Raw genomic sequence first — 17,348 nt, 5'->3', positions numbered from 1 at the left:
GTGAGCCCGTGCTGAAAATCGACGAAGCCTACGCCGACCTCATCGAGAGCGACGCTCCCGCCCGGCGCGAGCCGATCCTGCAGCCCGGCCGCAATTGCTGGCGCGTCGAGGCTGCGCCCCGCGCCGCCGTGCTGGTGGACGGCGCCGCCTATTTCGGCGCTCTGGAGGCGACGCTGCGCAAGGCGCGCCGCTCCGTGCTGATCGCCGGCTGGGATTTCGACAGCCGCATCCGGCTGCGCCAGGACGCCCCCGAGAGCGAGTCGCCCCAGCTTGGCGAGTTCCTGCTCCAGCTCGTGGAGGCGAACCCGCAGCTCGAGGTGCGCATCCTCGTGTGGTCGGTCGCCGTCGTGCACGCGCCCAGCGCGCCGACCGAGCTGCTGATCGGCCGCGAATGGCTGAAGCACCCGCGCATCACGCTGAAGCTCGACAACACACAGCCGCTCTACGCCGCGCATCACCAGAAGATCGTCTGCGTGGACGACAAGCTCGCCTTCGTGGGCGGCATCGACCTCACGGTGGGCCGCTGGGACCGCGACCCGCACGCGCCCGAGGATCCCGCACGCCTCGACCCCGACGGCGAGCGCTACGACCCCGTGCACGACGTGCAAATGGCGGTGGACGGCGACGCCGCCCGCGCGGTCGCCGAATTGTTCCGCGCGCGCTGGACGGTGGCGACGGGCGAGACCTCCCGCCCCGAGGTGGTGTCGCACGATCCCTGGCCGGATCACGTCGCGCCCGATTTCCGCGACGCCTTCGTGGGCGTCGCCCGCACCATGCCGGGCTATGCGGGACGGGCGGAGGTGACCGAGGTCGCGACCCTCAACACGGACGCGCTGCTCGCCGCCCAGCGCATCGTCTATATCGAGGCGCAGTACCTGACGACGCCCGCCATCGGCCGGGCGTTGATCCGGCTCCTGGCCAAGCCGGACGGACCCGAGGTGGTGGTGGTGATGACCCGCGCGTCGCGCGGCTTCGTCGAGCATTACGCCATGGGCAGCAACCGCGACCGGCTGATCCGCCGCCTCAAGCGCTCGGACCATCATGGCCGGCTTCGTGTCTGCTTCCCGATCGTGACCGACCGGAAGGGCGAAGAGCAGCACGTGATGGTGCACGCCAAGGTCATTATCGTCGACGACGTGTTCATGCGGATCGGCTCGTCGAACCTGAACAACCGCTCCATCGCGCTCGACACGGAGTGCGACCTCGCCATCGAGGGCATGCGCCCGGCGCATCGCGACGCCATCGCGAGGGTGCGCGACACGCTCATGGCCGAGCATGTGGGGGCCGACGCCGCCACGCTGCGGGACGCCGTGGAGCGGCACGGATCCTACGTGGACGCGCTCGACGCGCTGGGCCACGACGGGCGGCGACTGCACTGTTTCGAGGGCTGGCGCACCAAGGGGCCGACGCGGCCGATCTTCGGGACGTTTCTGCTGGATCCGCGGCGGCCGTTCTGGCCCTCGCGCCTGCGCCGCAAGCCGAAGCGGATCAAATAAACGGCTCACTTCCCGGTCTTCACCTTCTGCCAGCCCCGGGCGACCTGCTTTTGCGTCCGCTCGTCGAAAGGCGGGCTCGCGAACAGGCGTCGCATCGCGTCTGCCGGCGGGTAGACCGCCGGGTCGTTGGCGATCTCGGGCTTCATCAGCGCCCGCGCGCCCTGCACGGCGCTCGCGAGGCCGAGCGCGTCGGCGTTGCGGGCCGCGATCTCGGGCCGGAGCACGAAATCCACGAACGCGTAGGCGGCGTCGCGGTTGGGCGCATCGGCCGGGATCACGAGGCTGTCGATCCAGATCGGCGCGCCTTCGCGCGGGATCGTGTAGGCGATCTCGACGCCGTTGTCGGCCTCGCGGGCGCGACGCCGCGCCAGCAGGATATCGGCCGAACTGGCCGCCGCCACGCAGGCCTCCCCGCTCGCCAGCCCGTTTGCGGCTTCGGCCGTTCCGAACTTGTCGATCTGCCCGCGCGCCCTGAACAGCACGTCCGTGACCCGGTCGAGATCGCCGATGCGGCGGCTGTCCTGCGGCAGCCCGAGCATGCGCAGCGCGGAAGGGTAGATATCGTCCGGCGCGTCGGCCAGAACCACGCCGCAATCCTTGAGGCGGCCGTTCTCGGCCCGCAGCGCCATGTCCCAGCCGCCCGACGCTTTGTCGCCGAGGCGCTCCCGCACCTTGCGGACATTCGTCCCGATGCCGAAAGACCCCCACACATACGGGATCGCGGTCGCTCCGGTCGGGTCGAAAACGCGGAGCTTCTCGGCGATCTCGGGCGAAAGCCCCTTGGCGTTCGGCAGCCGCAGCCGGTCCAGCCGGGCCAGCAGGTTTCTGGCGGTGAGACGCGAGACGGCCGGACCGGACAACACCGCCACGTCATAGCGCCCGCCTCCCGCGCGCTGCTCGGCCGCGTCGGCGCTGTCATAGGGATCGACCGCGACCGAAATCCCGGTCTCGCGGGTGAAGCGGTCCAGCACGGCGACGTCGAAGTAGTCGGGCCAGGAGAAGATCGCGATGGTTTTCGCCGGCGAGGCGGCCCGGGCCGACGGCGCCAGGCAGCCGGCCGCCAGCACGAGCGCGAGCGCGTGAAGAAAGAGCCGCCCCGCGCCCCTCATGCGGCCTTCCGGGCGACGCCGTCCAGCCGGTCCAGCGCGCCGTCCAGCACGGCGTCTCCCTTGGCGAAGCAGAAGCGCACGGCGCTGCGGATGGCGTCCTGCGCGTAGAACGCCGAAACCGGGATAGCGGCGACGCCGTGCTGTCGCACCAGACGCTCGCAAAACGCCACGTCGTCCGTCTCGCCGAGCGGCGCGATGTCGACGTTCAGGAAATACGTGCCCGCGCTCGGCAGCACCGTAAAGCCGCGCTCCGCGAGGCCCGCCGCGAAACGGTCGCGGCTGCGCTGCAAGTCGGCGCGCATGCCGGTGAAATAGCTGTCGTCCTTGCCGAGCCCATACGCGACTGCGGCCTGCAGGTTGGGCGGGGTCGTAAAGGTGAGGAACTGATGCGCCTTGGCGAGCACGCGTAGAATCTCGGGCGCGGCGCACACGAAGCCGACTTTCCAGCCCGTGAGCGAGAAGATCTTGCCGGCCGAGCCGATCTTGATCGTCCGCTCGCGCATGCCGGGCGCGTTCAGCATGGTGGCGTGGCGAAGCCCGTCGAACACCACGTGCTCCCAGACCTCGTCGCAGATCGCCACCGCGTCATGCTGGACGCAGAACCTCGCCAGCAGGGCGAGATCCTCGGCCGAATACACGACGCCGGCCGGGTTCAACGGGTTGTTGAACAGCACGGCCTTGGTCTTCGGCGAGAACACCTCGGCGAGCATGGCCTCGGTGAAGCGCCAGTGCGGCGGCTGCAGCCGGACGAAGCGCGGCACGCCCCCGGCGCGCAGCACGAGCGGCAGATAGGCGTCGTAGAGCGGCTGGAACAGCACCACCTCGTCGCCGGGCTCAATGATCGCCATCAGCGCGCCGGCCAGCGCCTCGGTCGCTCCCGAGGTGATCATGACTTCGCGTTCGGCGTCGAGCGTGACGCCCTGGTGGTGCGCATAGTGGGTCGCCACCGCCTGCCGGAGCTCGGGCAGGCCCATCATGGGCGGATATTGGTTCCAACCCGTCATCACCGCCTCGGCGGCGGCGCGGCGCACGTCCTCGGGGCCAGGCGAATCAGGAAAGCCCTGGCCCAGATTGATCGCCCCGGTCTCGCGCGCGAGGCGCGACATGACCTCGAAAACCGTGGTGGGCAGGTCGGCAAGAATGGGATTCATGGCAGATCGGCTCGTGTGCCGCTCCCCGCGACAGGAACGCCGTGCTTAGCACGACGCCGGCGGGCGGCTCCACCGCGGGATGCGGGATGGAGCGATGCGGGACGGGGGCGGCTGGCCACCCTAATCTCTTTAACCGCACCAATACCTCATCCTGAGGAGCATCGCCCCTTGGCGATGCGTCTCGAAGGAGGAGGGCCTCCAGAGATCCCGGTGGTTGAGCTTCCTGGATCCCCTCGTCCTTCGAGACGCAGGCCCAAGGGGGCCTGCTCCTCAGGATGAGGGCAATGAGGGGAGGCGGAGGGGGGGGTAGCCCAGCCTCTCCCGTCCCCGCCTCAGACCTGCCGGTCGACACCCTCGCCGGCCGCGCCGGGCTTGGGGCCGCCCTTGGCGACGCCCACCAGCGCGGGGCGCAGGACGCGGTCGCCGATCACGAAGCCGGACTGAACCACCTCGCGCACGGTGCCGTTCGGCACGGACGGGTCCGGCACTTCGAACATGGCCTGGTGGAAATTGGGGTCGAACTTCTCGCCCTTGGGGTCGATCTTGCGGATGCCGTGGCGCTCCAGCGTCTTCAGCAGGTCGCGCTCCGTGAGCTCCACGCCCTCGATCACGGCCTTCAGCGCGCCTTCGGCGGCGGCGGCGGCCTCGGGGGGCAGGCTCTCCAGCGCGCGGCGCATGTTGTCGGCCACGTTCACCATGTCCTTGGCGAAGTTGGTGGTCGCGTAGGTGCGGGCGTCGGCCACTTCCTTCTCGGTGCGGCGGCGCAGGTTCTCCATCTCGGCCAGGGTGCGCAGCACCTTGTCCTTGAGGCTGGTGTTCTCGGCGTTGAGCGCCTCGATCACCGAATGGATGTCGCGCTCGCCCTCGGCGCCGGGCGCATCGCCGGCCGAGGCCTCGGGACCGGGAACGCCGGTTTCGACGGGAGTCTCGGTCTGCGGATCAGGTTGGGTCATGGCGTCGCTTGTTCACGCATTTTCACTGGGGATGGCCGGGATATCAGCCTGCGCGCCGTGAAAATCAAGAGCGACGAGCCGAACGTGCTTCAGCGCAGGCAGGTTAGCTGCCCGGCGCGAAGGTCCGCGGGGCCGCGCTGATCACGCTGGAAGAGCCGGTTCCGACCTGCAACACCGCCAGCCCGCGCTGGTTCACGCCGTCCTGCCGGAAGCGAAACAGCCCGTCCGTGCCGATGATGCCGTCCGGATTGGTGAGCGTGGGCTCGTTGAAGGCCTGCGCGCCGTATTTGGCGTTCAGCGCGTTCACGAGGAACACGGCGTCATACGCCAGGGTGGCGAGGCGCGTCGGGTCGCTGCCGAAGCGCGCCCGGTAGCGCGCGGCGAAATTGTTGAACCCGGCCTTGTCGGGCGCGGCGTACCAACCGCCCTGCAGCGTCTTGGCGCCGAACACGCGCGGATCGTCCCACAGGCCCGTGCCCACGAACTGCATGCGCGCATTCGTGACGCCGTTGGCGGCCAGCGCCGGGCCGACCAGCGCCAGGCCCTCGCCGCCATCCGGGATCAGCAGCGCGTCCGCCTGGTCGCCCAAGGCCGCGATGCGCTTGGCGGTGACGTCGATGGAGGCCTTGTCCTGGTTGTAGCGCTCCAGCGCCGCCACGCGCACGCCGCGGCGGGACGCGGCTTCCTGGAAGGCGGCGGTCACCACCGTCCCGTAGGCCGTGTTGGGGATCATGGCCGCGATGGAGCGCTTGCCGCGCGCGGCCGCGAACTCGACGATCCGGTCCACCTCGGATTCGGGCATGAAGCTGAGCAGGTAGACGCCCCGGCTGGCCGCGCTGGCGTCGGTCGAGAACGCGATCACGGGCTTGCCGGCCTGCCGGGCGACCTGCCCGGCCGCCTGCACGGAGGAGGCGAAGAGGGGGCCGACGATGACCTCCGCACCCTCGCCGAGCGCCTGCTGGGTCGCCTCGCGCGCGCCGTCCGGCGAGCCGCGGTCGTCCTTCACCAGCAGGGCGACGTTGGAGTTGGAGAACTCCGCCACCGCCATGTCGGCGGCGTTGCGCAGCGAGCTGGCCGCCACGGCGGCGTTGCCCGCTCCGGTGAGCGGCAGCACGAGGCCGACGCGCAGCTTCCCGGCCTCGATGGCGGGCGCGGCCGGCGCAGGGGCCGGCTCGGGCGCGGCGCCGAAGCCGCCGCCCACGCCGGGCATGTTGCCGGCGCATCCCGAGGCGAGGGAGCCGAGCACGAGGGCGGCCAGGATGTTGCGCAACGCGCCTGCGCGCGATGTCCCGTTGGCGTTTTTCGTCGAATGGGACACGGGCGCAACCTCCGGCGGCGTGACGGCGAAACACCGTCCTGCCTGCGCCGCGCTCGCGACGCGGTCTGGCTGCCTGACGGCTTCAGCTCCAGCTTGTGTTTACCTGCCGTCGTGGCTTTTGCGAAGGGCAAGCGGGCGTGCCATGGTCGCCCGGACGGGAATCGAGGCAATGACGCAACACCCTCACGCGCCGGGCGAGCGCTCATCCAGCTTCACGGCTTTCGGCATGCGCGCCGAAGCCACCACCTTGCGGCCGGGCCTGCACGTGGTCGCGACGCCCATCGGCAATCTCGGCGACGTCTCGTTCCGGGCGCTGGGCACGCTGGCGGCCGCCGCCACGGTGCTGGCCGAGGACACGCGCGTCACCAAGACGTTGCTGGCCCATTACGGCATCACGACGCCGCTGACGCCCTATCACGAGCACAACGCCGAGGAGATGCGGCCGCGCATCCTGGCGCGCCTCAAGGCGGGCGAATCGCTAGCGCTGGTGTCCGACGCCGGCACCCCGCTGGTGTCGGATCCCGGCTTCAAGCTCGTGCAGGCGGCCGTCGCGGAGGGCATTCCGGTGACGGGCGTTCCGGGCCCGTCCGCCGTGCTGGCCGCGCTCGTGGTCGCCGGGCTGCCGACCGACCGCTTCTTCTTCGAGGGCTTCCTGCCCGCCAAGAGCGCCGGCCGGCGTGAGCGGCTCGAAGCGCTGCGGCCCGTGCCCGGCACGCTGGTCTTCTTCGAATCGCCGCGCCGCGTCGCCGACATGCTGGCCGACGCCCGCGACGTGCTGGGCGACCGCGACGCCGCGGTGGCGCGCGAGCTCACCAAGTATTTCGAGAACGTCCGCCGGGGCACGCTGGGCGAGCTCGCCGAGCGCTACGCCGCCGAGGATGCCCCCAAGGGCGAGATCGTGGTGCTGATCGGTCCGCCGACCCAGCACGCGGCCGAAACGCAGGCGCAGGGCGACGACGCAATCGACGCCAAGCTGCGCGAAGCGCTCGCCAAGCTCTCCGTGAAGGACGCGGTCGCGATCGTCGCGCAGGACACCGGCATGCCGCGCAAGCGCGTCTACGCCCGCGCAGTCGCGCTGGTGAAGGAATAGGTGGCCGGCCGCCGCGCTCCGTCCGACCGTCGGGCGGCGCTGCGGCGAGGCATGCACGCTGAGATTGCAGCAGCGGGGTACATGCTCGCGAAAGGCTACAGGGTGCTGGCCTGGCGTTATAGCGGCGGCGGCGGCGAGATCGACATCATCTGCCGGCGCGGCGACGCCATCGTGTTCGTGGAGGTGAAGGCCCGGGGCGATCTGGACGCCGCGGGCTGGGCCATCGGTCCCACCAAGCAGCGGCGCTTCGTGCGCGCCGCGCGGCACTGGATCGTCCGCAACGCCTGGGCGGCGTCGCTCACCTGGCGCTGCGACGCGGTGCTGCTCGCGCCCTGGCGCTGGCCCCGCCATGTGCCTGATGCGTTTCCGCTGACCTTCTAGGCTTGCAAACACGCAAGCGCGCCCCGGGTTGCGCCGCACGGGGAAGCGGTGGAAGGTGCGGCCGGCCGCGTCGGCCAGCCTTGCCAGGAGATCCCCATGTCGTTGACCGTGGCCGTCCAGATGGACCCCATCGAGCGCATCAACATCGCCGGGGATTCCACCTTCGCGCTCATGTTGGAAGCCCAGGCGCGCGGCCACAAGCTGTTCTACTACACGCCCGACAAGCTCTCGATGCGCGACGGCGCCGTCACGGCCCCGATGCAGTCCGTGCAGGTGCGCGACGTGAAGGGCGACCATGTCACGCTGGGGGAGGCGGAGACCCGCGACGTCGGCCAGATGGACGTCGTGCTGCTGCGCCAGGACCCGCCCTTCGATCTCGCCTACATCACGTCGACCCATCTCCTGGAGCGCATCCACCCCAACACGCTGGTGGTGAACGACCCCGCGCAGGTGCGCAACGCGCCCGAGAAGATCTTCGTGCTCGAATTCCCGCAGCTGATGCCGCCGACCCTGATCACGCGCGACAAGGACGCCATCAACGCTTTCCGGGCCGAGCACGGCGCGATCGTGATGAAGCCGCTCTACGGCAATGGCGGCGCGGCGGTGTTCAAGGTGGCCGAGAAGGACCCAAATTTCGGCTCGCTGTTCGACCTGTTCTCGGTGACGTTCCGCGAGCCCTGGGTGGTGCAGCAGTTCCTGCCGCAGGTCAGCGAGGGCGACAAGCGCATCATCCTGGTGGACGGCGAGCCGCTCGGCGCGGTGAACCGCGTGCCGGCCGAAAACGACATCCGCTCCAACATGGTCCGCGGCGGCGCGGCCGAAACCACGATGCTGTCCGACCGCGAGCGCGAGATCTGCGAGACGATTGGGCCGCATCTGCGCAAGATGGGGCTGCTCTTCGTCGGCATCGACGTGATCGCCGGCAACCTCACGGAGATCAACGTGACGTCGCCCACCGGCCTGCGCGCCATCAAGCGCCTCGGCGGCCCCGATCTCGCGGTCTCGATCTGGGAGTGCATCGAAGACAAGGTCGGCCGGAGCTGAAGTTTCCGAGATAAACAATAGTCAAATGCAAACTCACCCGTAGTTAGGATACGCCGTCACCCGAGAGGACGGCGCCTTGACCACCCAAGCCCTGATTGCAGCCGGAAGCACGCCCCGACGTCCGGCAGCGACGTCGCTCTGGCAGAAACTCCAGTTCGGCGCGGTGTTCGGCGGATTCCCCGCTTTGCTATGGGCCGAGCAGGACTGGGCCTCGCTTCCCTTTCTGGCCGCCGTCACATTGGGGCTGATCGGCCTCGCTTACGCCCTGAGCCGCCGCCCGCTTGCATCCGCCCAGGCCGGCGTCGCCCTGATCGCGCTGGTGACGGTGGTGTCGGCGGCCAAGTACCGCTTCACGGCCGTGAATGCGACGACCTATGACCTCGTGTTCTATTTCCGGGACACATCCACGATCGAGTTCCTGCTGGGCGAGTTCGCCGCGCCGGTGAGCGGCGTCGCGGCGCTCATCCTGCTGGCGGGCGCCTGGCTCACCGCGGCCTTCATCTCCGAGCGGCCAAGCGCGACGCCGCGCAAGGTAGGGCTCGTTGCGTCGCTCGCCTGCTTCGGAGCGACCGTCGTCACATTGCCGGCCGCGTCCGGGTCCGTGACCTACTACACGGGCCGCAGCCACTTCGCCTCGTCGGTGCTCGGCTCCGCTCCGGATCTGATCCGGATGCTCCATCCAAGCCCGCTCGCGGACCGCGTCGCCGCGCAGGAGCCGGGCGCGCCCTATCCGGCGTGGACCTGCTCAGTCGACGCCAGCGCGCCCGACGTCGTGATGGTGCTCAGCGAGTCCACCGTGATGCCGGCCCAGATCCCCGAATGGGGCTGGGCGGCCGGACAGGACGCCGTGGACCGCAGCTTCCGCTCTTTTGACGGCCGGGCCCACCGCGCCAGGGTCGAGACCTTCGCGGGGGCGACCTGGGTTAGCGAGGCGCAGGTGCTGAGCGGCATGTCGATGGCCGATCTCGGCTGGATGCGCCCCTATGCGGCGCGGTTCATGCAAGGAGCCACCACCAACGCGCTCCCGGCGCGCCTCAAAGCCTGCGGCTACCGGACGATCGCGGTGTCGCCGCTCAAATACAAGAACTACGACGAGGGTCCGCTTCTGTCGTCGCTCGGCTTCGACGAGGTGCTGGACTCCGTGGCGATCGGCGCGCCCACCACCCAGGAGCCGGACAGCTTCTACTACGCCGCCGCGCTGCGGGTGATGCGGGAGCGACGCGCCGCGGGAGGCGGGCCGCTCTTCGTGTTCGTGATGACCATGGAGGCGCACGCGCCCTATGACTTCGCGTTCCCGGGGTCGGCGGCGGCGCCGGTCCGGGCCGTGACGGAGGACCCGTCCGTGCTCGAATATCTGCGCCGGGTCGCCTCATCGCGGGCGGAATTCCGCGCCTTCGCGGATGCGGTGCGGCAGGACACGCGGGGGCGGGGAGCGGTGCTGATCAATTTCGGCGACCACCAGCCCATCGTCACGCTGAACCACCTGCCGATCGAGCAACGGACCGCGTTGCTGAACGACTTCGGCTCCCCGGCCTACGAGACCTATTATGCGGTGGAGCTGCTCAACCTCGAACCGAAGCGGCCGCTTCCGGCCTACCCGATCCTGGATCTCGGCTATGTGCCAATGGTTGCGCTCGACGCGGCCGGTATCGCGCTCGACCCGACGCAGCTGGAGCTGCGTGAGCTGATGGAGAGTTGCGAGGGCCGGTTCCACACCTGCGCGGACCGCACGGCCGTCGACCGCAGGCTTCGCCGCCTCACGGACGCCGGCATGCTGCGCCTGCCCTGAGGGCGGGCGCAGCCCCTGGTGGGCAGCTTCTCAGCCCCGGTTCACCTCAGCCCCGGTTCACCTGCACGCTGAGCTGCGGCTTGGTGTTGATGGTCTGGAACACCACGCAATAGCGCTCGGTGAGCTTGATCAGCGAGTCGATCTTCTCCTGCGGGGCGTCCGTGTCGAGATCGAAGGCGAGCCGGATGGCGCGGAAGCCCACCGGCGCGTCGCGGTCGACGCCCAGCGTGCCGCGGAAATCGAGGTCGCCCTCGGCCCGCACCACGCCCTTGCGCAACGGCACCTCGAGGGCGGTCGCGACGGCCTTCAGGGTCACGCCCGCGCAGGCGACCAGCGCCTCCAGCAGCATGTCGCCGGAGCAGAGCTCGGCGCCCGAACCGCCCGTGGCCGGGTGCAGCCCCGCCATCGCGATGGCGCGGCCGGTCTCGACCTTGCAGGCGATCTTGGCTTCGTCGATCTCGCCGGAAGCCTTCAGGGTGATCACGGCCGCGTCCGGCGCGTCCTTGTACTTGGCCTTGATGGGCGCCTGCATGGCGCGCAGCGCGGTGGCGTCGATCGTGTCGGACATGGTTTGCTCCCTGCGGGTCTGGTTCACCACCACAGCTCGGCGCCGCCGGCGGATGGCGTTTGATGGTCCTCGGCGCTCTTCAGCGACCGGTCGAGCGCATTCAACACGCGCCGCTTGGCCTTGTCGAACCCGGGCGCGAGCTTGTCGCGCGGCCGGCCGGCGCGCACCGAGATCGTCTCGAACACCCGGCCGGGACGCGGGCGCATCACCACCACGCGGTCGGCCAGCGACACGGCCTCCTCGACGTCGTGGGTGACGATCACCACCGTCGGGCGGCTCGCGGCCCAGAGCGTCAGCAAATGCTCATGCAGGCTGGCGCGCGTGAAGGCGTCCAGCGCCGAGAACGGCTCGTCCAGCAGCAGCACCTTGGGCCGGGCGACCAGCGCGCGCGCGATAGAGACGCGCTGCTGCTGCCCGCCCGAGAGTTCGCGCGGCCAGCGCCGGGCGTGCTCGGCGAGGCCGACCCGCTCGATCGCCTCCCCGACGCGTGCTTCGCGCTCGGCGCGGGGCAGGTCCATGATGCCGAAGCCGACATTGTCAGCGACGCTCAGCCAGGGCAGCAGCCGCGGCTCCTGGAACGCGATGCCGACGGCGGGGTGCGGCCCGAGAATGGGCTCGCCATCCACCGTGATGGCGCCCGCCGAGGCCGTGTCGAGCCCGGCGACGAGCCGCAGCAGCGTGGTCTTGCCGCAGCCCGAGCCGCCCACCACGGCGAGGATCTCGCCGGCTTCCACCGCGAGGTTGATGCCCTGCAGCGCGTGCGTGCCGTCCGCGTAGGTTTTCGAGAGGCCCTGGACGACGAACATCAGAGCCGCCCTCGCCGCAGATCCTGCCAGGCGGTGAGCGGCGCGGTCGCCGCCACCACGATGCCGTCGCAAATCTTGCCGAGCAGCGCGAACGCGATGATGGCGGCCAGGATCTGGTCCGGCCGGCCCATCTGCTGCCCGTCGAGCAGCAGGTAACCGAGGCCCTCGGACGCGCCCATCAGCTCGGCCGCAACGACGAACATGAAGCCGAGCCCGAGGCCCGAGCGGATCGCAATGATCCATTCGGGCAGCACGGCCGGCAGCATCACACGTCGCACGGTGGCGAAGGGCGACAGCCGAAACACGCGCCCGACCTCCAGCAGCTTGCGGTCGATGCCCGCGATCGCGCCCGCGACGCCGAGATACACCGGAAAGAACACCCCGACCGCGATCAGGATGATCTTGGACGTCTCGAAGATGCCGAACCACAGCAGGAACAGCGGCACCCACGCGATCGAGGGCACGGCGCGCAGCGCCTGCAGGGTGGGATCGAAGATCCAGCGGAAGCGCTCGGACGCGCCCGCGAAGGCGCCCAGCAGCGTGCCGAACAGGGCGCCGAACGCGAAGCCGGCCAGCACGCGCCCGAGCGTGGCGCCGACATGGACCCAAAGCTCGCCCGTGCGGGCCAGCGACCAGAACGCGTCCAGGATTTTAGACGGCGGCGGCATCAGCCGGCCCTGCGCGAGCCCGAGCCGAACCGCAAGTTCCCAGCCGAGCGCGAGACCGACGGGCAGCACGAAGCCGAGCATCCAGGGCCGGGCCGTCCGCCTGGCCCGGACAGCCGAACGCGGCGTCGTCAGGGACGGCGCCGCGTTGGTTGCATCCGTCGGGAGGGAGGTCGACGGCTGCGAAGAGAGACTGGAGGCGTCCAAAATTGTGAGCCCGGTGAAACTCCGCGGAGCCTTACTGGGTCTGCGTCTTGGAAGCGAGATACTTCGGCTCGATCAGGGCGTTCACGGTGGCTTTCACGTCCACGCTGGCGTCGATCACGCCTGCCTGCTGCAGGGCGAGGCCGGCCGCCAGGATGGTGTCGGCCTGGGGCTGGCCGATGGGACCGTGCGTCAGTTCGGTGCGCTCGAGCTGCTTGGCGATCACGGCGTCCGGCAGCTTGGTGGCGGCCACCAGCGTGGCGGAAAGGTCCTTCGGGTTGGCGAGCGACCACTGGCGGGCCTGCTCGTAGACCTTCAGGACGCGGGAGACGAGCTCGGGATTCTTCTGCGCGAACTCCTCCCGCACGTTGAGGATGCCCCAGGTGTTGGCGGCGGCGTTGCGGAAGAACAGCTTGGCGCCGCCCTCCACCTCGGAGGCCGCCATCAGCGGGTCTAGCCCGGCCCAGGCTTCCACGTCGCCGCGCTCCAGGGCGGCGCGGCCGTCCGGATGCTGCAGCAGGACGAGCTTCACGTCCTTCTCGGTGAGCTTGGCGTCCGCCAGCGCCCGCACCAGGAAGATGTGCGGATCGGTGCCGCGCGTCACGGCAACGCGCTTGCCCTTGAGGTCGGCCACCGTCTTGATGGCGTCGCCCTTGGTGACCAGCGCGGTCCATTCCGGGCGCGAGTAGACGTAGACGGATTTGATCGGGTTGCCGTTGATCTTGGCCACCAGCGCGGCGGAGCCGGCCGTGGAGCCCAGATCCAGCGACCCGGCGTTCAGGAACTCGAGCGCCTTGTTGGAGCCGAGCGACTGCACCCAGCGGATCGTGATGCCGTCCTTCTTGAACTCCTCCTCGAGCAGGCCCTTGTCCTTCAGCACGAGGCTGACGGGGTTGTAGGTCGCCCAGTCGATCCGGATTTCCTTGACCTGCGCGGAGGCGACCTGGGCCAATCCGCCCGTCAGGCAAAGGGCGGCGGCCAGCGCGAGCGTATGGCGGCGGTTGATCGTGAACATGGTTCCCTCCCGTTGCGGTCGTGGGAGGAGGGATGTCCACCCGCGGCGCTTTAGCTGCATTTGTCGGGCCCGAGAGGCTGATCCCTCGTCCCGGCGCGCCCAGCAAGCTGCTCGCTCAAATCGGCGCGTGTTCCGTTTATAGGTTCAACCGTTCGGTATGTCAAACGGTGTGTGTGATCGGAAAAAACACAAAATACAACGTGGATTAGCGCGATCCTGGGTTGCAAGCCCTCGCCGCGACCGCGCTCGAACCAACCATTTCTCAATGCCTCTCGTGCATGCTGGCCGCAGAGGATGGAATGGGCGCGCTTCAGTTCAGCACCGCGGGATGGCTCTCGCTTCTGGTTTTCGGCTCGTTGTCGGCCCTGGCGCTGATCGCGGCCGCGCTGCTGCTGCGCGACTATTTCCGCATCGAGGCGCGCGCCACCGCGCTGGAAGCCAAGAACGAGAAGCTGCAGGATCACATCTGGGAGCTGCGCGAGAGCGAGGACCGCTATCGCAGCCTGATCGAGGGGCAGGACGACCTCATTCTCCGGCGCGACCAGGCCGGGCGGCTCACCTATGTGAACGAGGCCTTCGTGACCCTCGCGGGGGCGCCGCGCGAGCAATTGCTCGGGGCCGAGTTCCAGATCCCTGCCCTCGAGACCAGCGACGAACGGCAGGGCGATGACGGATCGCGCAGCTACGACCAGGCGATCGCGACCGAGAAGGGGCAGCGCTGGATCTCCTGGCTCGAAAGCCCGGTGCGCAGCGCGCGCGGCGAGACCGAGATCCAGGCCGTGGGCCGCGACATCACGGATCGCCGCGAGGCCGAGGCGGCGCTCGCGGCCGAGCGCGCCAAGGCGCAGGCCGCCAACGAGGCCAAGAGCCGCTTCCTCGCCACCGTCAGCCACGAGATCCGCACGCCGCTCAACGGCGTGCTCGGCATGGCCGACTTGCTGATGGGCACCAAGATCGACCCCGAGCAGCACACCTATGTGCGCGCCGTGAAGACCTCCGGCGAGGCGCTGCTGTCGATCATCGATGAGATCCTCGATTTCTCGAAGATCGAGGCCGGCAAGCTGGAGCTCTCCGCCGAGCCGTTCGACCTCGCCGCCCTGGTGGAGGGCGCGGTGGAGCTGCTCGCGCCGCGCGCACAGGGCAAGGGCATCGAGATCGCCGGCTTCGTGGCCGCGAACGCTCGCCGGATGGTGGTGGGCGACGCCGCGCGCCTGCGCCAGGTGCTCACCAATCTGGCCGGCAACGCCGTGAAGTTCACCGACGAGGGCGGCGTCGGCGTGCTGGTGGAGCGGGACGCCTCCGGCCGCATCGCGTTCAGCGTGTCGGACACGGGCGTCGGCATCCCGGCGGACCGGCTGGCGCGCATTTTCGAGGAGTTCGAGCAGGTCGACGGTTCGGCATCCAGCCGCCACGGCGGCACCGGGCTCGGCCTGACGATCTCGCGCCGCCTGGTGGCCGGCATGGGCGGCGAGCTGACGGTGACGAGCGAGCCCGGCCGCGGCTCGGTGTTCTCGTTCTCGCTCGCATTCGAGGCGGCCGACGCCGGGCCGGACGCCGGAAGCGCGCCTCCCGCGCCGTCCTTTGCGGGCATGACCGCCCTGGTTGTGTCGCGATCGCCCTTCGAGGGCCCGTTCATGCTGCGCCGCCTGCAGGAGCTCGGCGTCCGCGCCCATGGCGTGACCACCACGCAGAGCGCCGTGGTGCGCCTCAACGAGGGCGGCTTCACGCCGGACCTCCTGGTGATCGACGGCGCGGTGGGCGAGGACGACGCCCGCATGGTGGCGGCGCTGGCCAAGCGCTGCGGCGTGGTGCGCCGCCTCGTGCTGCTGTCGCCTTTCGAGCGCCGCTCCTTCGGCCCGCCCTCCGCGGCCGGCTATGACGGCTATCTGGTGAAGCCCGTGCGGGCCCGCGCGCTGGCGTCGCGGCTGGAGCCGGAGGGCGAGGCCGCGCCGGCTCCCGTGGTCGTCGACATCGGCGGCGCGCAGGCTGACGCTCCAAAGCCCGCCGGCCCGGCCGCACAGGGCATGCGCGTGCTGCTGGCCGAGGACAACGACATCAACGCGCTGCTGGCCACCAAGCTGATGCAACGCATGGGCGCTAGCGTGGACTGGGCTAAAAACGGCCGCGAGGCCGTCGCCCGCTACGAGGCGTCGCTGCAGGCCGGCGAGCGCTACGACCTCGTGCTCATGGACGTCCGCATGCCGGAGCTCGACGGGCACGAAGCCGCCCGCCAGATCCGCGAGTTGGAAGGCCGCCACGGATCGGCGCGCGTGCGCATCGTCGCGCTGACCGCCAATGCGTTCGAGGAGGATCGCGGCCTCGCGTTGGCCTCCGGCATGGACGCCACGGTGGCGAAGCCGCTGGATCCGGCCGCGTTGACGCGCGCGATCGGCCTGGAAAAGCTCGCCCGGACGGGATGATCGAGCCGGCTTGAGCGCGGCGTTCACGCAACCGTCGGATTTGTCACAAACGCGTCAGCCGACTATGATGAAGAGGGTGCGTCAGGGCGACGCGTCACCCTTGCGAGCCGGCGCTGGCGTCGCCTCCGGCGTTGGGGGTCTTCGCCAATGTGGCAACCGATGCAAGCCGCCGAACCAGCCTCGCACACCGCCGCCTCGCTCACGTCCCGGGTCATCGTGAACTTTCACCGCCAATCCGCCGGCTTCCTGACCCGCGCCAAGCTCCGCCCCGATCCCGCGCCCGAAGGGCTCGCCGGAACGCTCGGCCGCATCGGCTCGCTTGAGGTGCGCCTCGCCCAGACCAAAAAGGACGTGAAGCGCGCCCAGAAGCTGCGCTACCGCGTCTTCTACGAGGAGATGGCGGCCGTCCCCGACATGCTGTCGCGGCTGAAGCGGCGGGACATAGACGCCTACGACCTCATCTGCGACCACCTGCTGGTGATCGACCACGAAGCCCCGGCCGAGTTCTTCGGCAAGCCGCACAAGCGCAAGCGCAAGCCCAAGGTGGTCGGCACCTACCGGCTGTTGCGCCAGGAAGTCGCCGAACGGCATGGCGGCTTCTATTCGGCGGGCGAGTTCGACATCGGCCCCATCCTGCGCAGCCATCCGGGCCAGCGTTTCCTGGAGCTCGGCCGCTCCTGCGTGCTCGCGCCCTATCGCGACAAGCGCACCGTGGAGCTGCTCTGGCACGGCGTGTGGACCTATGTGCGCCGCCACCGCATGGACGTGATGTTCGGCTGCGCCAGCCTGGAGGGGACCGATCCGGCCCGCCTAGCCCTGCCGCTCAGCTTCCTGCATCACCACGCCATGGCCCCGGCCGAATGGCGCGCCCGGGCGCTGCCAGGCCGCCACGTGCCCATGGACGTGATCGACAAGGCGGCGATCAACCCCAAGGCGGCGCTCCACAGCCTCCCGCCGCTGATCAAGGGCTACCTGCGCGTCGGCGCCACATTCGGTGACGGCGCGGTGGTGGACAGCCAGTTTGGCACCACGGACGTGCTGGTGGTGCTGCCCGTGACGGCCATCAGCCCCCGCTACATCGGCCACTTCGGCGCCGACGCGGAGCGCCACGCGGCCTGAAACGCTGCATGCACCGACATTTGTAGCCGTCAGCCTCCCCATACGACCCTCATCCTGAGGAGCATCGCCCCTCGGCGATGCGTCTCGAAGGACGAGGGACTCCAGATCGCACGATGATTGCGCCTCCTATTGCCCCTCGCTCTTCGAGCCGCAGGCCTAAGCGGGCCTGCTCCTCAGGATGAGGGGTGTCGGGGAGGCTGGCTGATTGCTGCTGGTAGCC

At 69.9% G+C, this 17,348-nt stretch carries 15 protein-coding genes; 7 read left to right on the top strand and 8 right to left on the bottom strand.

Going from position 1 to position 17,348, the window contains the following annotated elements; translation table 11 throughout:
* The first annotated feature begins 8 nt into the window (after positions 1–8).
* On the top strand, positions 9–1,496 hold the full coding sequence (locus tag AC1DSZ_RS04285; protein WP_476837142.1) for a phospholipase D-like domain-containing protein: 1,488 nt from the start codon (positions 9–11) through the stop codon (positions 1,494–1,496).
* A gap of 5 nt (positions 1,497–1,501) precedes the next feature.
* On the opposite strand, the gene AC1DSZ_RS04280 is transcribed toward AC1DSZ_RS04285, so the two are convergent.
* The 4 genes from AC1DSZ_RS04280 to AC1DSZ_RS04265 form a co-directional block, all read right to left on the bottom strand.
* A complete protein-coding gene (locus AC1DSZ_RS04280) occupies positions 1,502–2,605 on the bottom strand; it encodes an extracellular solute-binding protein (protein WP_476837141.1) in 1,104 nt (367 codons plus the stop codon).
* Entirely contained in the window at positions 2,602–3,756 is a 1,155-nt protein-coding gene (locus AC1DSZ_RS04275) for an aminotransferase (protein WP_476837140.1), read from the bottom strand. The genes AC1DSZ_RS04280 and AC1DSZ_RS04275 overlap by 4 nt, the downstream gene beginning before the upstream one ends.
* Before the next feature lie 332 nt (positions 3,757–4,088).
* Positions 4,089–4,709: a nucleotide exchange factor GrpE gene (grpE, locus tag AC1DSZ_RS04270; protein ID WP_476837139.1), complete on the bottom strand. Its 621-nt coding sequence runs from the start codon at positions 4,707–4,709 to the stop codon at positions 4,089–4,091.
* 103 nt (positions 4,710–4,812) lie between these two features.
* Entirely contained in the window at positions 4,813–6,027 is a 1,215-nt protein-coding gene (locus AC1DSZ_RS04265; RefSeq protein WP_476837138.1) for a penicillin-binding protein activator, read from the bottom strand.
* A 169-nt stretch (positions 6,028–6,196) separates the two neighbouring features.
* On the opposite strand from AC1DSZ_RS04265, the gene rsmI reads away from it, so the two are divergent.
* From rsmI to AC1DSZ_RS04245, 4 genes are all read left to right on the top strand, one after another.
* Positions 6,197–7,117: a 16S rRNA (cytidine(1402)-2'-O)-methyltransferase gene (rsmI, locus tag AC1DSZ_RS04260; protein WP_476837137.1), complete on the top strand. Its 921-nt coding sequence runs from the start codon at positions 6,197–6,199 to the stop codon at positions 7,115–7,117.
* Complete coding sequence (locus tag AC1DSZ_RS04255) at positions 7,118–7,498, top strand: YraN family protein (RefSeq protein ID WP_476837136.1); 381 nt, start codon at positions 7,118–7,120, stop codon at positions 7,496–7,498.
* A gap of 96 nt (positions 7,499–7,594) precedes the next feature.
* The gene (gene gshB, locus AC1DSZ_RS04250) at positions 7,595–8,542 is read left to right on the top strand and encodes a glutathione synthase (RefSeq protein WP_476837135.1); all 948 of its coding nucleotides are present in this window, start codon (positions 7,595–7,597) and stop codon (positions 8,540–8,542) included.
* 76 nt (positions 8,543–8,618) lie between these two features.
* Positions 8,619–10,331, top strand: a complete 1,713-nt coding sequence (locus tag AC1DSZ_RS04245; RefSeq protein WP_476837134.1) for a sulfatase-like hydrolase/transferase — start codon at positions 8,619–8,621, stop codon at positions 10,329–10,331.
* Positions 10,332–10,377: 46 nt separating this feature from the next.
* Here the strand turns inward: AC1DSZ_RS04245 and AC1DSZ_RS04240 are convergent, their stop codons facing one another.
* The 4 genes from AC1DSZ_RS04240 to AC1DSZ_RS04225 all read right to left on the bottom strand — a co-directional run bounded on the left by AC1DSZ_RS04240 (position 10,378) and on the right by AC1DSZ_RS04225 (position 13,589).
* Positions 10,378–10,887 (bottom strand): OsmC family protein, encoded by a 510-nt coding sequence (locus tag AC1DSZ_RS04240; protein ID WP_476837416.1) that lies wholly within the window; start codon positions 10,885–10,887, stop codon positions 10,378–10,380.
* Between the two features lie 35 nt (positions 10,888–10,922).
* Entirely contained in the window at positions 10,923–11,705 is a 783-nt protein-coding gene (locus tag AC1DSZ_RS04235) for an ABC transporter ATP-binding protein (RefSeq protein WP_476837133.1), read from the bottom strand.
* The gene (locus AC1DSZ_RS04230; protein WP_476837132.1) at positions 11,705–12,454 is read right to left on the bottom strand and encodes an ABC transporter permease; all 750 of its coding nucleotides are present in this window, start codon (positions 12,452–12,454) and stop codon (positions 11,705–11,707) included. The genes AC1DSZ_RS04235 and AC1DSZ_RS04230 overlap by 1 nt, the downstream gene beginning before the upstream one ends.
* Before the next feature lie 154 nt (positions 12,455–12,608).
* Complete coding sequence (locus AC1DSZ_RS04225; protein WP_476837131.1) at positions 12,609–13,589, bottom strand: aliphatic sulfonate ABC transporter substrate-binding protein; 981 nt, start codon at positions 13,587–13,589, stop codon at positions 12,609–12,611.
* Positions 13,590–13,888: 299 nt separating this feature from the next.
* Between AC1DSZ_RS04225 and AC1DSZ_RS04220 the strand changes: the two genes are divergently transcribed.
* Together AC1DSZ_RS04220 and olsB are read left to right on the top strand one after the other, a co-directional pair.
* Positions 13,889–16,009: an ATP-binding protein gene (locus AC1DSZ_RS04220; RefSeq protein ID WP_476837130.1), complete on the top strand. Its 2,121-nt coding sequence runs from the start codon at positions 13,889–13,891 to the stop codon at positions 16,007–16,009.
* 159 nt (positions 16,010–16,168) lie between these two features.
* A complete protein-coding gene (olsB, locus tag AC1DSZ_RS04215; RefSeq protein ID WP_476837129.1) occupies positions 16,169–17,128 on the top strand; it encodes a l-ornithine N(alpha)-acyltransferase in 960 nt (319 codons plus the stop codon).
* Positions 17,129–17,348: the final 220 nt, after the last annotated feature.

This window comes from Alsobacter sp. P4_H11, assembly GCF_056400925.1.
This window is presented reverse-complemented; position numbering and strand designations above follow the sequence as displayed.

Bases quoted from the DNA above. Each gene is read 5' to 3' on its own strand.
- AC1DSZ_RS04280 (WP_476837141.1), bottom strand. From the start codon at position 2,605: ATGAGGGGCGCGGGGCGGCTCTTTCTTCACGCGCTCGCGCTCGTGCTG.
- AC1DSZ_RS04275 (WP_476837140.1), bottom strand. From the start codon at position 3,756: ATGAATCCCATTCTTGCCGACCTGCCCACCACGGTTTTCGAGGTCATG.
- grpE (WP_476837139.1), bottom strand. From the start codon at position 4,709: ATGACCCAACCTGATCCGCAGACCGAGACTCCCGTCGAAACCGGCGTT.
- rsmI (WP_476837137.1), top strand. From the start codon at position 6,197: ATGACGCAACACCCTCACGCGCCGGGCGAGCGCTCATCCAGCTTCACG.
- gshB (WP_476837135.1), top strand. From the start codon at position 7,595: ATGTCGTTGACCGTGGCCGTCCAGATGGACCCCATCGAGCGCATCAAC.
- AC1DSZ_RS04235 (WP_476837133.1), bottom strand. From the start codon at position 11,705: ATGTTCGTCGTCCAGGGCCTCTCGAAAACCTACGCGGACGGCACGCAC.
- AC1DSZ_RS04230 (WP_476837132.1), bottom strand. From the start codon at position 12,454: ATGCTCGGCTTCGTGCTGCCCGTCGGTCTCGCGCTCGGCTGGGAACTT.
- AC1DSZ_RS04225 (WP_476837131.1), bottom strand. From the start codon at position 13,589: ATGTTCACGATCAACCGCCGCCATACGCTCGCGCTGGCCGCCGCCCTT.
- AC1DSZ_RS04220 (WP_476837130.1), top strand. From the start codon at position 13,889: ATGGGCGCGCTTCAGTTCAGCACCGCGGGATGGCTCTCGCTTCTGGTT.
- olsB (WP_476837129.1), top strand. From the start codon at position 16,169: ATGCAAGCCGCCGAACCAGCCTCGCACACCGCCGCCTCGCTCACGTCC.